The sequence below is a fragment of the Aeoliella straminimaris genome (assembly GCF_024054565.1).
Lineage (GTDB): Bacteria > Planctomycetota > Planctomycetia > Pirellulales > Lacipirellulaceae > Aeoliella > Aeoliella straminimaris.
Genome location: NZ_JAMXLR010000043.1, coordinates 1 through 13,743 on the forward strand (window position 1 = coordinate 1; position 13,743 = coordinate 13,743).

10 protein-coding genes are annotated in these 13,743 nt (G+C 61.7%); 5 read left to right on the forward strand and 5 right to left on the reverse strand.

The features are described from left to right. The first annotated feature begins 191 nt into the window (after nucleotides 1-191). Both NG895_RS13030 and NG895_RS13035 read left to right on the forward strand, forming a co-directional pair. Nucleotides 192-1,214, forward strand: a complete 1,023-nt coding sequence (locus NG895_RS13030) for a TauD/TfdA family dioxygenase (protein WP_252852943.1) — start codon at nucleotides 192-194, stop codon at nucleotides 1,212-1,214. Nucleotides 1,215-1,317: 103 nt separating this feature from the next. After that, the gene (locus tag NG895_RS13035) at nucleotides 1,318-2,754 is read left to right on the forward strand and encodes an excinuclease ABC subunit UvrC (protein ID WP_425267229.1); all 1,437 of its coding nucleotides are present in this window, start codon (nucleotides 1,318-1,320) and stop codon (nucleotides 2,752-2,754) included. A gap of 8 nt (nucleotides 2,755-2,762) precedes the next feature. Here the strand turns inward: NG895_RS13035 and NG895_RS30605 are convergent, their stop codons facing one another. Continuing rightward, nucleotides 2,763-4,754 carry a BPL-N domain-containing protein gene (locus NG895_RS30605; protein ID WP_252852945.1) on the reverse strand — a complete coding sequence of 664 codons (1,992 nt, stop codon included), beginning with the start codon at nucleotides 4,752-4,754 and terminating at the stop codon, nucleotides 2,763-2,765. Between the two features lie 413 nt (nucleotides 4,755-5,167). Between NG895_RS30605 and NG895_RS13045 the strand changes: the two genes are divergently transcribed. Continuing rightward, nucleotides 5,168-5,662 (forward strand): division/cell wall cluster transcriptional repressor MraZ, encoded by a 495-nt coding sequence (locus NG895_RS13045; RefSeq protein ID WP_252852946.1) that lies wholly within the window; start codon nucleotides 5,168-5,170, stop codon nucleotides 5,660-5,662. 165 nt (nucleotides 5,663-5,827) lie between these two features. Here NG895_RS13045 and NG895_RS13050 read toward each other — a convergent pair whose 3' ends face one another. The 3 genes from NG895_RS13050 to NG895_RS13060 are packed head-to-tail and all read right to left on the reverse strand — an operon-like array spanning nucleotide 5,828 to nucleotide 9,173. Then, nucleotides 5,828-7,000, reverse strand: a complete 1,173-nt coding sequence (locus NG895_RS13050; RefSeq protein WP_252852947.1) for a leucine-rich repeat domain-containing protein — start codon at nucleotides 6,998-7,000, stop codon at nucleotides 5,828-5,830. 25 nt (nucleotides 7,001-7,025) lie between these two features. Then, nucleotides 7,026-7,469: a DUF1844 domain-containing protein gene (locus tag NG895_RS13055; RefSeq protein ID WP_252852948.1), complete on the reverse strand. Its 444-nt coding sequence runs from the start codon at nucleotides 7,467-7,469 to the stop codon at nucleotides 7,026-7,028. A 9-nt stretch (nucleotides 7,470-7,478) separates the two neighbouring features. Next, the gene (locus tag NG895_RS13060) at nucleotides 7,479-9,173 is read right to left on the reverse strand and encodes a CTP synthase (RefSeq protein WP_252852949.1); all 1,695 of its coding nucleotides are present in this window, start codon (nucleotides 9,171-9,173) and stop codon (nucleotides 7,479-7,481) included. A 216-nt stretch (nucleotides 9,174-9,389) separates the two neighbouring features. On the opposite strand from NG895_RS13060, the gene NG895_RS13065 reads away from it, so the two are divergent. Continuing rightward, the gene (locus NG895_RS13065) at nucleotides 9,390-11,432 is read left to right on the forward strand and encodes an acyltransferase family protein (RefSeq protein ID WP_252852950.1); all 2,043 of its coding nucleotides are present in this window, start codon (nucleotides 9,390-9,392) and stop codon (nucleotides 11,430-11,432) included. 153 nt (nucleotides 11,433-11,585) lie between these two features. Next, nucleotides 11,586-12,437 (forward strand): DUF3472 domain-containing protein, encoded by an 852-nt coding sequence (locus tag NG895_RS13070; RefSeq protein WP_252852951.1) that lies wholly within the window; start codon nucleotides 11,586-11,588, stop codon nucleotides 12,435-12,437. Between the two features lie 34 nt (nucleotides 12,438-12,471). On the opposite strand, the gene NG895_RS13075 is transcribed toward NG895_RS13070, so the two are convergent. After that, nucleotides 12,472-13,695: a DUF1444 domain-containing protein gene (locus tag NG895_RS13075; protein ID WP_252852952.1), complete on the reverse strand. Its 1,224-nt coding sequence runs from the start codon at nucleotides 13,693-13,695 to the stop codon at nucleotides 12,472-12,474. Nucleotides 13,696-13,743: the final 48 nt, after the last annotated feature.

Here is a 13,743-nt window from a genome sequence, read left to right on the forward strand (position 1 = left end):
CGGCGCTCCTCCCCGTACGGCGCTCCGCCAACAAAACAACAACCGCAAAGTGACAAGTGGGGATGCCTCTTTGTGCTGGCAGTTCTCCTTGGTCCTATCGTGGCTAATATATTCTATAGCCTATGGAGGTAGCCCTTCGATGCGGGCGGTCAGGTTGCCAAACAAGGTTCGGTTGGCGAAACTTGTTTACTATGAGCAATTCAACACTCCGTCCCATCGAAATCGACGCCGCCTGGAAGGGCGACGAGCTACTCGACCGTCCAGAGTGGGACTATCGATTCACGTCCGAAGAAATCGACGAGCTGCTGACGGCCGCCCGTCAGATGCAGATCCGGGAGGACACCACGGAGGTGGTGCCCGACCGGATTGGACTGCCGCGGCTTGCCCCGCGACTCGAGCAGATTCAAGAGTTGCTCGAGCAGGGAGCGGGAGCGGTCCGCATTACAGGTTTTCCGGGCGAAGACGTCAGCCTCGATTGCGCTCGCTGTGCGTTTTGGGCCGTGTCTCGCCATATCGGCACGCCCGTCTCGCAAAGCGCGAATGGCGAGAAGATCTTCAGCGTTCGAGATGCCGGGTTCGCAAGCGACGATAAACGGGCCCGCGGTCCCAATACACGCAAGCCACTCAGCTTTCATACGGATCGTTGCGACGTGATTGGCTTTCACTGTTACCGCCAGGCCCAGTCCGGCGGCGAGAACCAACTCGTCAGTTCCGTGGCGATCTACAATCACCTGCTGAACCAACGCCCCGACCTGGTGGAAGTGCTGATGCAGCCTTATTGGTACCAGCGGCACAACGTCGATACCGGCAATGCGATGGCTTTTTGCGAGCAACCCATCTTTTCGATCCACGAGGGCTACTTTGCTGCAAGTCTGATGCGAGTCCTGATCGACAGGGCGTACGCCAGCGGCGAAACGCCCGAGATGACTCCCCTGCAGCGCGAAGCACTCGATACGATTCAGCAGGTCGCCGAGTCGCCCGAGTTCCATTGCACCTTCCGGCAGGAGCCGGGTGAGATGTTGTTCTTGAACAACTTCGTGACGCTGCATCGCCGCACCGCCTTCACCGATTACAGCGAGCCCGATCGCAAACGCCACCTGCTGCGCATTTGGCTCTCAGTGCCCAACTCGCGGCCCTTGGATCCTAGGTTTGCCGCCAACTACGGGGCAACGGCCGCAGGTGCCATTCGTGGCGGAATGAAACCCGCTAGCTAACCGCAATGCGTAAGACCGTGCGGAAGCGCCACAACGCCACGCTCCTCTAGCCTCTCAGCCGCCCTCCGCCTAAGGTTAACAGGGATAGCTGTAACCTGGACGACTGAACATGGCGGACAACCCTACTGGCGAACCTTCTGCAAATGAAGCGGCTGACGGCGGGCTCATCGAGTCGACCCCGGCCGGCGATACCGGTGCGCCTGCAGTGGAGTTGCCCAAGTCGCAGGCGGAATTCTTTGCCCGGGCGGCGGACAAGGTTCGCAGCAAGTTCCCCACCACGCCGGGTGTCTACCTGTTCCAGGACCAGCAGGGGCGGGTCATCTACATCGGCAAGGCGAAAAATCTCAAGGCCCGGGCCGGCAGCTATTTCCTGCAGGCGGCCGCCGACGAGCGCCGCACCGCTCAGCTGGTCCGCGAGGCGTACGACATCGACTTCCTGGAAGCCGAAAGCGAGGTCGACGCCCTGCTGATGGAAGCCCGGCTGATCAAGGACATCCAGCCGAAGTTCAACCAGGAACTCCGCGACGACAAGACGTTCCCATACCTGCAGGTGACCACGCACGAAGACTTCCCCCGCGTCGAAATCACCCGCGAGCCGAAGTCGTCGGGCGTGAAGCTGTACGGACCATTTACCAACGTCAGCAGCTTGCGGGGTGCCCTGCAGGTACTGCAACGGGTGTTCAAGTTCCGCACCTGCTCGCTCGACATCGACGACGGCGACGAGCGGTGGCGCTGGTTCCGCCCTTGCCTGCTGGCGTCGATCGATCAATGCACCGCGCCGTGCAACCTGCGGATCAGCAAGGAAGAGTACCGCAAAGACATCAAGCGCCTGCGGATGTTCCTGGACGGCAACCGCAAGTCGCTGGTCAAAGAGATGCAGAAGGAAATGCAGCAGGCCAGCAGTGAATTGAAGTTCGAGAAGGCAGCCCGACTGCGCGATGAGATTCAACTGCTCGAACGCGTGAAGGAACGGGGCGACCTGGAGCAGCACGAACAACCTGAAGTGTTCTACATCGATCCCAAGAAGGGTCTCACCGGGCTGAGAAAGATACTGGGTCTGGCTGAGACCCCGCGAACCATCGAGGGGGTCGACATCGCTCACCTGGGCGGCAGCGAGACGGTCGCCAGTTTGGTGCAGTTCATCGACGGCCTGCCGTTCAAGCCGGGCTATCGGCGGTTCCGCATTCGCGAAGTCCAGGGCATCGACGACTATGCCAGCATCCGCGAAGTGGTCGCCCGTCGTTTTCGTGGGTTGCAGGAAGCCGAGCAAGTCTTTCCCGACATCCTGCTGATCGATGGCGGCAAAGGCCAACTCGGCCGCGGTATGGAGGCGTTTCGCTCGCTTGGCATCGAGCCGCCCACGGTGTTGTCGCTGGCCAAGAAGGAAGAGCTGATCTACGTGGCCGGCCGCGACGAGCCTTTGCGTCTCAGCCGCCATGCCTACGCGCTGCGGCTGTTGCAATACGTCCGCGACGAGTCGCACCGCTTCGCCCAGCACTATCACCACCTGCTCCGCCGCAAGCGGACGCTGGGCGAATAACTGCTCGATTACTCGCCGCCGGCCTGCACGCCCGTGCCGCTGGCCCACCGCACGCCTGCCGCGATCAGATGGTTGGGGCCATCGAGCTTCTCGGGGTGAGGGCTGTAGCAGATCACGCGGCCTTCGCCATGCATCGAGCGAACAATGGCGTGCGTGTGGGGCATCACCTCGGCCACCGCGCCCCGTTTGCCAATGCCACTCTGGTAGCTCGCCAGCACCTCATAAGCAGGCAGTTCCGCATCCAGCCCGCGAACCAGCAGTGGCCCCTGTGCATAGTGAACTTCGGCCGCGGGATTGGGATGCGTGAGAGCCTCCTGCCCCGACTGGGTGAGCCCCAGGTGCACGGTGCCGGTACCTCGATCCCAGTGGGTGCGGTCCCAGACCCGGGCGTTCAAGATGCCCAGCGACCAGGAATAGTGCGTGGTTGCCAGGTAGGAGCCAGCACAGATGCCGACGTACCCCCCGCCCGCTTGGACGAACTCTCGCACCCGGCTAAGCCCAGCATCCTGCAGGTGGCTCGACTGCGAACTCGCACTCCCGCCCGGCATGATCAGCACATCGAATCGCTTTAACACGCCGGAACGAATCTGCTCGGGCGTGACCCGTTCGGCGGCGAAACCACTCTTTTGAGTGAGAATCCGCAACAGGTTTTTCGGTCCATTGGCCGAACCATCGCTGTGGTCGTAAATCGCAACGCGGGCCAGGTCCGACTTGGCCGCGTTGTCGTAGGCCACCAGCTTGCCTTCGGTGGCTGTGAGCTTGGCTTGCTCGATCTCGGCGAGCATGGCTTGATAGCAGGCGTCGGCCAGCTCGCTATGCAGCGCATCGACCTGCGAGTCGTCCACTTGCGAGTCGGCCCACTCCTCGCGGGCTGCGGAAACTCTCTGCAGGTGCTTGGCCTCCAGCGGAAGCACATCCTGCCAGACGTCGGCCAGCCCTTGGGTGCGGATCTGCCCTGGCTGTCGCGCGCGATTGATGTCGTACAGCGTACGGGGCAGTTCGCAAAGCTCCGCTCCTTTGGCACCTTCCAACGGATCGGCCACCACCGACTGCGTGGGAAAACAGGGCACCGCGATCGATAGCTTGGGATCGCCCAGCATCACCCACATGGTCGTCAGGCGAGGGTCCTCGCCAGGGCGGACACCATGAAACACGGCGGCCGACACCGTTTTGTTGTGACTGATCGAGGTCCGATTGCAGATGGCGGGCGGCATCTCGCTGGCGTCGCTATTCAGCGACCCGGGCACAGCCGCGCCGGTGTCGTCCATCAGGTCGCGAGTGAATCGCTGCACGACAGTCTGCGTGTCGAGCTTGCCAGCTCCACAACTGGCCAGCAACTCGCTAGCTCGCACGTAGCGTTTGCCGGCGGTAAGTGCGCCGACGCTCTCCACCGCAGGACAGGCGGGCAGGTCGTGGGCCGTGGTGGCGAAATTGGTGCGGACGATGTAGCCGTCCGGGGCAATCTGGGCGTCGTTGGCATCGAACATCTTATAGGTGCGGGCCCCTACTTCGAACATGACCGCGCCACCGGCGGCGTCGATTACGCCAAAATTACCGCGGGTCTTGCGGCCCGTCTTATTGGTGGCTTCCAGCAACCGCTGCACGTCCTCGACTTTGGCGCACGTGAGCAGAGCCTGCTTGATGAAGCCACCGTTGCCAGGTCCCTTACGCGGCTTCGGTCCTTGGAGGAGATCCCTGCTCAGCGAATTCTCGATGCAAAGTCCCGCTTCGTTGACCCCCATCCAAGCCGCCGCACGCTTGCCGGCATCCGCCACCGCCACGGCCCGATAGCGACCCTCGCTCAGCAGGGCAACTTCGTTGCGTGGCTTGTCGGCACAGTCGCGGTTTTTCCACAGAATCGGACGCCCGTCGACGGTCGCGCGACCACTGATGACGGCCGTGGTACACGCCAGCAAGTCGGCGCAACCCGCCCAACAACTGAGGACTAGCAACGTAGCGGCACACCAGTAACGCGCCGCGCGGATTGAGCGTGGGAACACTTGGATCTTCCTTGCGTTGAGGTCCATGCTGCTCCGCGTCGGGAGGCCGTGGGGCAGTTGGTCCGTTGGGAAGGGTGCCTGTCTGGGCCACTGGGGTGGGAACTACAGTCTACCAGATGTTGGGGAGTCACCAGGAATACTAAAAATGCAGCGAATGGTCGAATTGTACAGGCTGCGAAACGGCGGGGTTTCCTGCCCACACAGCCCCTCAAGCGGCCAAATCCGTGGGAAACGTGCCCTAAGTGCTTGCATTCACCCCACCGACCGTTATGATTGGTGGCAGCACGTGGGAATCGTGCCCCAGCGGGCCAAGATTCCCGCATTGCGACTGGGAAATCCGCCCACCAAGGCAACGAAAGGAGTCGAACTCACAACGCGTGGCCGCCGGACGGTTAGCACGCACGATTACTGCCATGCCGTCTGTCGAAGGTCTCTTACTCGGTGAAGTCGCCCGCACGCTCGACGACCGTTTTCGGTTGTCGCTGCCCAACGAGCTGGTGAGTGGCTTGGTTGAGAGTGAGACGAAGAATGCCACCTGCCTGCTGGCCAAGGAACGCCCGGGCTGCTTGAGCCTGTGGAATCTCGACCGTTGGCAGAAGCATCTCGACGACGGTGTTGCGCTGGTGAAAAGCAAGATCGAAGCCGGCAAGCTCGACGGTCGCGTGGCCGAAGTGCAGCAGCTCGGAAGACTGCTGTCGACGCGCCACCGCGAAATCCCGCTCGCCGGGCGTGGCCGACTGGTCATCCCCGAGGGCTTTCGCGAGTTCCTGGGAGTGGAGGCCGGCGGCAACGTGATGCTGGTAGGAGCCGCCGTGTGCGTCGAGATCTGGAATCCCGACCACTGGTCCACCGCCATTGGCGACCAGATGCCGACGTTCCGCGAATTGTTCGATCAACTGTCCAGTTAACCCACCCCCAGTTAACCCACATCAAGAACCACCCTCGCCGAGCTTGTCTCGGCAATAACCACGCCCAGTTATCCTTAGCGTGACGCGTTGTTACCCCGTCCGTTGTCACCCGGCGCGGGATGCAAGTCGCCGTGTAACGCAATCGCGAAGAGAGCTGGGCGTGGTTTATTCTTGCGCGTTCTGCCCCTCCAACTGCAGCTGCATCTCGCGATAGCTCGCAAACATCTGCTGGTGGTTTTGAATCATGCTCAGGGCTATCGCACGCGAGCGATTGCCCACCTGACTCCAGCTATTTCTATCGATCCCCAGTCGCTGTTCACGAACCAGAAGATTGGCCGCCGGGTGTACTTGAAAAAATTGGTCGACTGCCAACTCACTATCTAATTGGTGGAAATTCACACCAAGGCCGGTCAATCGCGGCAATTTAGCATCGCCGGAGATTGCACTGAGCGTTATGCGTGTCCCGGCGATGTTCAAGAAAGTCAGCTTCGAAAGAGCCAGGACGTGGGGTATTCCTGCATTGGTCACCAGAGTCGAACTCAGATCCAGATGCGATAACGACTCGGCCGCGGCCAGTTCTACGAGCCACTCGTCGCTGATCGCAGTGCGACTCAGATTGAGCTGCTCGAGCCGAGTATTTTCAGCCACGGCGCGCAGCCCGGCTCGCGTAAGCGACGTCGAGTTGAGGTCCAGCTTCTTGAGCCGAGTAAAGGAGGTGGGCTTGGCCAAGCGGGCAAAACCTGTCCCATCCATCAGGCAGCCCTGCAGGCGGAGATGCTCGAGCGCAGGCAGCGAACCTAGCACCTGCAACGTCGAATCGTCCAGGCCCGCGTGAGCGAGCGAGAAACTTTGTAGCCGAGGCAGGCGTTGGAGGCAGACCAGATCTCTGGAACCAAGGTTTGCGCCACTAATCTCGATGGCCCGCAAGGTTTTTATTCGACACAGAGTCTCCAATCCCTGCCCACCAAACTGCGCGACGCGGACCGCGACTCTTTCGATATGGCGATTCTGGACCAGCTTGCCGGCATCTGCATCGGCAAACGCACCTGTCAATTCGACTTCTCGCAGTTGCGGCAGGCGGCGGATCCAATGGAACTCGCCCGGAACCGAGGCAAACGTGACGCGATCGAAGTAGTGCGGCCCCAATCGCTCGCGGAGCCAGGGGTAGCCGGTGCTCTCTTCGATCTTCACCCAGCCGCCAGCGGCTTCGATGGCAGCGACGGCCCGTTGCTGGTCAACAGCACTGCGATGCCAGATGGCGAACATGGCCACCACCAGGCACAGTAACGTGATCAGGACGGCGGCCGTGCGGAGCGAGAATCGCGGCACCAGTCGCATGGCATCCGTTCCTGCGTGGGGGGGACTAGCCTTCCGTTGACCCTGGGTTGGTAGGCGGCGGACCCGCCGAGCTTTTCGGCATCTGCACGAACGCCATCTTCAACGTGTGCAGCAATTCGCCCACGCCTGCGGTTTCCTCGTCCGACACATTGCCTTTAGTCAGCTCGCACAGCATTTCGATGGTGTCGATCAGGTACTTGGCCTGATTGCGGCGGGGCGTCACCTCGCCGGTCAGCGGGTGCGGCATCTGTCCCAGGGCCATCATGGCCTCGGTGGCCAGCGTGGAAATGAGCACCGTAAACGAGGCCGGCGGCATGGGCGGGTCGACATCGCTCGCGGCGCCGGCCGGCTGTTCCGCGGGAGCTTCGCCCGCTGGCGGATGTTCACTGGCTGCTTTGGCGGCTTCGCGTTCGGCCTCGACCTGCGACTTCCAGTCCTCGTCGATAATGATCTTTTTTTCTTCAGACATCGTTACAAATCACGAATTGGTGGGCTGGGTCACGTCGCTCGATGGTGGAGCGGCGGCGTTCTGGCTAGCCGCTTTCTTTTCGCGGCGTTGCCGACGATGGTCCACCGCCGCGGCGATGAAGCCTGCGAACAGCGGTTGGGCAGCGATCGGCTTGCTCTTGAACTCGGGATGGTACTGCACGGCCAGGAACCAGGGATGATCGGGAATCTCGATCACCTCCACCAACTCCCCGTCGGGACTGGTGCCGCTGATCGAGAAGCCATGAGACGCAAACTGCTGGCGGTAGGCGTTGTTGAACTCGTAGCGGTGACGATGCCGCTCGGAGATCTCCTGCTCGCCGTAACACTCGGCGGCCTTCGAACCCTCGGCCAGCACGGTAGGCTGAGCCCCTAACCGCATGGTGCCTCCCTTGTCGGTTACCGAACGCTGTTCGTCGAGCAAGCAAATCACCGGGTGGTCGGTATCCTTGTCGAACTCGGTGCTGTGGGCGTTCTCCAAGCCACACACGTTGCGGGCGAACTCGACCACGGCGCACTGCATGCCGAGGCAAATGCCGAAGAACGGAATCCCGCGTTCGCGAGCATAGCGAATGGCCTCGACCTTGCCCTCGATGCCCCGCTCGCCGAAGCCCCCCGGCACCAGCACGGCGTCGCAGCCGCTCAACAGACGTTCAGGCCCTTCGGCCTCGACCTCTTCGCTGCGAATCCGCGAGATCCGCACCCGCGCCATGTTGGCGATGCCGGCGTGATCGAGGGCTTCGTAGATTGACTTGTAGGCGTCGGCATGTTCGGCGTACTTGCCCACCACGGCCACGTGGATTTCGTGATCGGGATGACGGAGCCGATGCAGCAGCTCGCGCCAGTCGTCGAGGTTGGGCTCGCCGGTCTTCAAACCGAGCCGGTCGCAGATCAATCCATCGAGCTTGTTGTCCACCAGGCTCAGCGGCACCTCGTAGATGGAAAAGTCCTTATCGCGTTCCTCGATCACCGCACCGGGCGGGACGTTGCAGAACAGGGCGATCTTCTCGCAGTCCTCGCGGCTAATTGGTTGTTCGGTGCGGCAGATCAGCACGTCCGGCTGGATACCGATCTCGCGCAGTTGGTTCACCGAGTGCTGCGTGGGCTTGGTCTTCAGCTCCTTGGCCGCCTTCAGGTAGGGCACCAGCGTCAGATGGATGTACAGGCAGTTTTCCTTGCCAACGTCGATAGGGAACTGACGAATGGCTTCCAAAAACGGCAGGCTCTCGATGTCGCCCACCGTGCCACCGATCTCGGTGATCACCACGTCGGCCGCGGGCTCGTCCCCTTTTGCCTCGCCGACGCGGGCGATGACGCTCTTGATCTCGTTGGTGATGTGCGGAATCACCTGGACGGTCTTGCCCAGGAACTCGCCCCGACGCTCCTTATTGATGACCTCCAGATAGATTTGTCCGGTGGTGTAGTTCGAGTAGCGATTGAGTCGGCTATCGGTAAACCGCTCGTAGTGGCCCAGGTCGAGGTCGGTCTCGCTGCCGTCGTCCAGCACATAGACCTCGCCGTGCTGGTAGGGGCTCATCGTGCCGGGGTCGACATTGATGTAAGGATCGAGCTTCTGCATGCGGACGCGAAGCCCGCGTTTTTCCAGCAGCATACCAATCGAAGCACTGGTCAGGCCTTTGCCCAACGAGCTAACCACACCACCAGTAACAAATATATGCTTGGTCATCGGCCGAGTGCCTTCCTGGCGAGGGGGAGAATTGGAACGCCTGCTAGCAACAGATTCTAAACCGAAAACCCTCGATTGCCGAGGGGTTTTGTCCGCAAGCGGTGGCAGCGGTTTTTTGTTGCGGATACCTGTTGGCGTTGTCGGGTGGCAGCCCCACTGATATGCTTCGCCCCCCTGGTTTTCGGAGACACTCGTCGACACTCGGGTGGGCAAGGCATGGACGCAAAGTTGACAAAACAGCACTGCTATCGACCCGATATCGACGGACTGCGGGCCGTGGCGGTGCTGCTGGTCATGCTATTTCACGCGGGCCTCGGCTTCGCCGGCGGCTTTGTCGGCGTGGACGTCTTTTTTGTGATTTCGGGCTTTCTGATCACCGGAATCATCGTTCGCGAGCTCGATGCGGGCACTTTCCAGTTCACCAAATTCTGGGGACGCCGCATGCGACGGATCCTGCCAGCGGCCTCGCTGGTGGTAGTGGCCGCGCTGGTGGCCGGTTACCTGCTGCTGATACCACGCGATTTTTACGCCTTGGCCCAATCGGCATTCGCCCAACAGGGCATGGCGGCCAACGTCTACTTTTGCCTGGCGACCGACTACTTCGACGGCCGGTCGGACGAATTCCCCCTGCTGCACATGTGGTCGCTGGCCGTCGAGGAACAGTTTTATCTGATTTTCCCCTTCCTGCTGGTGGGACTGCACCGTTTCGGCAAGAAAGTGATGCTGGCGGCCGGCGGCCTGCTGATGCTGCTCAGCTTCGTGTACGCCATCGTCGAGATGCGAATTTCTCCCACCTCGGGGTTCTTCTTGCTACCAGGCCGGGCCTGGGAGTTCCTGCTGGGGGGTCTGCTGGCCGTTGTTCCAGTCCCCACAGCGACCGCCGCCAACCCCACGGCCAAGCCAGGTTTGCGCTGGGAGCTATTGAGCCTGGTGGGACTGTTGAGCATCGTGGTCTGTGCCGTCGGGTACGACATGAACACCGAGTTCCCCGGCATCACAGCACTTCCCCCCTGCTTGGGCGCTGCGGCTCTGATCTACGCAAACACAGGGCGGCTGACGTTCATCGGAAGTTGCCTGTCGTTCCGCCCCATGGTGGCGGTGGGGCTGGTGTCGTATTCGCTCTACCTGTGGCACTGGCCGGTGCTGGCCTTCCTGCGGATCGAATCGCACGGCGAGATGCCCCTGGCCACTCGCGTGGGCGGCCTCGCTTTGGGCTGCTTGCTCGCCGTATTGGCTTGGCGACTGGTGGAGCAGCCCGTGCGCGTGGGCTTCAGCCGAGCGCGGTTTTATCCCACTCTGGCGACGGCCGTCGCCTCGGTGGTGGTGATTGCGGGCACGGCGCTGGTGATCCTGCTGCAACATGGTCTGCCCGGTCGATTGCCCGACGCGGCCGCCCGCCTGGCTGCCGACCAGCGCGTCGACAAGCACTACATAGGTCAGGTCGACGCCGTGGCGCAAGGCGATTTGCCGCTGCTGGGAAATTCAACCGACGAGTCGCTTGAGCCACATTTCGTCGTCTGGGGCGACAGTCATGCCTTGGCCCTGGCAGAAATGTTCGACGCGCTCGCCGAGCAACATCACCTGAGCGGCCGCATGGCGGCCCGGGCGGGGAACCCTGGCCTGCTTGGCGTGTCGATGCCGTTGGCAAAGCGAAGAAACCAATCGCACCGCCTCGGCGACTGGAATCACGAAGTGCTCGACTACATCGATCGCCACGCGGTGAAGCACGTGGTGCTGGTATCGCGCTGGACCGATTACATTCATGGCAATATCGATGGGCGCAATCGATCACTCATTACCGATGCGGCGGCCGACGAAGTCACGGCCGAATCGGCCCGACAGGTGTTGGCGCGGTCGCTGAACGAAACGGTCGACCAGCTCTGCCGCCGTGGCGCACGGGTCTACATCGTCAAGCAGGTGCCGAGCCTCGGTTTCGATCCCGAACGCGAAGCGGGGCTGGCCAAGTGGCGGGGCGACTCGCTGCCGCTCGGCCCATCCCTGGCAGAACACGAGAACTTCCGCCGCGAGGCCAACCGGATTATCGATCAGGTGGTCGCCGCGCACGACGCCGCGATCGCCCTCGATCCCAGCTCCTCTTTCTTCGAGGGCCAGCAACGGGTTGCGATTGCCGACGAGCATGGCGTCTTCTTTTCCGATGCGACGCATGTGTCCGCCTATGGAGCGAGCAAATTTGTCACCGCAGAGCTCGACCGCGTGTTTGTCGAGATGGCCTCGGCAGAAACCCGAATTCTGCGCTGAATCGGCCATTCGCTGACCACAAGGCATCCGTCGGTCGCGGCTACGCCCTGGAGCGGGTTTGCCGCCAATGCCACTGGGCGTGACAAAATCCCATGGTCGCGCGCCTGGGGGCCAACTAAATTGTGTCTTTTTCATCCCCCTCAGGAAGCCACAATGAAGCTGCACTGTATTGCTGTAATGGTACTTTTGTCCTTCGCCGCCGGTGTGGCTGGCGCAAGCGAGCGGCTGACTGGCATTGCCTGTCGTTCTGTGCACCTGCAGTACCCGGGCCCCGAGTCGGTGCTGTTTTACAACGAGATGACGGTCAAGAAATCGGCACCGGGCAGCTACTTCATGGCCTGCGGCTTTGGCGGCGGGTATTTCGGTATTCAGCAATTGGCCGACGATCGCAAGCTGGTTCTCTTCTCGGTATGGGAACCGGGCAATCAGAACGATCCCAACGTCACGCCGGAGGATCGCCGGGTGAAGGAACTGGGCCACGGCGAGGGAGTGCGCGTCAAGCGTTTTGGCGGTGAGGGCACCGGTGGCCAGTCGTTTTATGACTTCGACTGGAAGCTCGGCACCACCTACCGGTTTGTGGTCACCGCGCGGGTGGACGAAGGTCGCACCATCTACACGGGTTACTTCCACATTCCCGAACAGGAGCGTTGGCAACAGATGGCTGTGTTTTCCACGCCCACCAACGGCCGCCTGCTTCGTGGTTACAACTCGTTTGTGGAGGACTTCCGGCGGAACCGAGATTCCACCACGCACACGCGAAAAGCAGCGTACGGCAATGGCTGGGTGCAAACGGCCGAGGGCGACTGGCATCCGCTAGCCACCGCCAAGTTTACGGCCGACTCGAACCGATCGACCAACATCGACGCGGGCCTGGCCGATGGTCGGTATTTCCTGGCCACTGGTGGCGACATCTCCAACGAGGGAGTGCCGCTGTGGAAGAATGTCGATGCACCGGAGTCGGAGGCCAAACCACCGCAAAACCTGCCCAAGCAGGCAGCCGAGTAGGTTGCACCGCGAGCGTGCCGAGCGGCCGCCGAGTTCAACCCGGGCCCATCCAGTCGGGTGTGCCCAGATCCTCGAGCACTTGCTGGTCGGGAAATCCGTCGACACGGTACCTTGCCGGGTAGCAATCCTCGGCAGTCATCAGGTGGCCGGCCACCCGCTCCACTTCCTCCCACCTGGCGGCCGCCGCCAGATGTTTGGGCATGCCATTTTCGTCGGACGCCATGAACATGATGTAGTCCACCCGCGGTAATCGCGCCGGCATGGCCGCCGGCCAAATGGTATAGCTCCGCACGACGCCATCTTCGCCCTGCATGGCCGAGTAGCGCGAGAGAAAGGTGCTTTCGTCGCCGGCCTCGGCTCGCTTGCGGAACAATTCTTCCTGCCGCTCGTAGTCGGCCATGACGCCCTGCACGCGCAACAACTCGAATGCCGATCGCAACGGATGGTCCGGCTCAGGCAGCCACGGCGACCACAATCCCTGCGACAAACGGAACGCGGCGCTACTGATGCGGCGTTCGTGCTCCAGCCCTTGCTGGGCCATGGCGACCATCGTCTCCAGGGCTTCGCCGTTATCCTCGCCTGTTACCAGCAGCAGTTCGCGGTTGGGCACCATGGCAACCGGTGCTCCGCGGACGTCGAGCATTTCGATGACGTCGGTCAGCAAAATTCGCGCCGCGTCGTGGCTGTCGCCACTGGAGAAAACATACAGCTCGCCCATCTGGGCACACTGCTGAGTCATTTCGCGGAGGTTCTGCCGAGCCACCTCGATTACCTCGAACAGGGTGACGTCCCACGCCGCCAGGTCTTCCTCGCTCAGCGAGCGGATGGATGTCGGCATGTCGTACACCGGGGCGATCGCCAGGCACTCGGCAAATTCGCTGTAGATCAGCCCTTCGGCCAGAGACAGTTGGTCGGAGCAGAGCGGAATATCGACTTCGAAGTAGCTGCGGTCCCGCACGGTGACCAGCACATCGGCCTTGGCGTCGTCGAATGCCTTGGGCAGTTCGAACTGCGAAGTAAACCACGTGCTCAGAAACACCCGCACCACGTTTTCGCGGTCTTCTTCGCTCGCCCGTTCGTACTCGGCGAAGGCGTTGCCCAGATAGAACGTCTGGTCGTCCTCGTCGCGGCACAGAGTGAACGATTCCGCATCGTACGATACTTGCCGAGTTTCGCCTCCCTGCTTCAAACGGTCGAGAAGCATCTCGGCAAACTTGTCTTGGGGAGTCTTGGCGCCAAAGGCGTCCAGCAGTCCCATGCGCGGTCTCCTTGGATGTAGTGCTGCTAACTCCCGTCAGCTTACACG

Bases quoted from the DNA above. Each gene is read 5' to 3' on its own strand.
- NG895_RS13030 (WP_252852943.1), top strand. From the start codon at position 192: ATGAGCAATTCAACACTCCGTCCCATCGAAATCGACGCCGCCTGGAAG.
- NG895_RS13075 (WP_252852952.1), bottom strand. From the start codon at position 13,695: ATGGGACTGCTGGACGCCTTTGGCGCCAAGACTCCCCAAGACAAGTTT.
- NG895_RS13060 (WP_252852949.1), bottom strand. From the start codon at position 9,173: ATGACCAAGCATATATTTGTTACTGGTGGTGTGGTTAGCTCGTTGGGC.
- NG895_RS13055 (WP_252852948.1), bottom strand. From the start codon at position 7,469: ATGTCTGAAGAAAAAAAGATCATTATCGACGAGGACTGGAAGTCGCAG.
- NG895_RS13045 (WP_252852946.1), top strand. From the start codon at position 5,168: ATGCCGTCTGTCGAAGGTCTCTTACTCGGTGAAGTCGCCCGCACGCTC.
- NG895_RS13050 (WP_252852947.1), bottom strand. From the start codon at position 7,000: ATGCGACTGGTGCCGCGATTCTCGCTCCGCACGGCCGCCGTCCTGATC.
- NG895_RS13065 (WP_252852950.1), top strand. From the start codon at position 9,390: ATGGACGCAAAGTTGACAAAACAGCACTGCTATCGACCCGATATCGAC.
- NG895_RS13070 (WP_252852951.1), top strand. From the start codon at position 11,586: ATGAAGCTGCACTGTATTGCTGTAATGGTACTTTTGTCCTTCGCCGCC.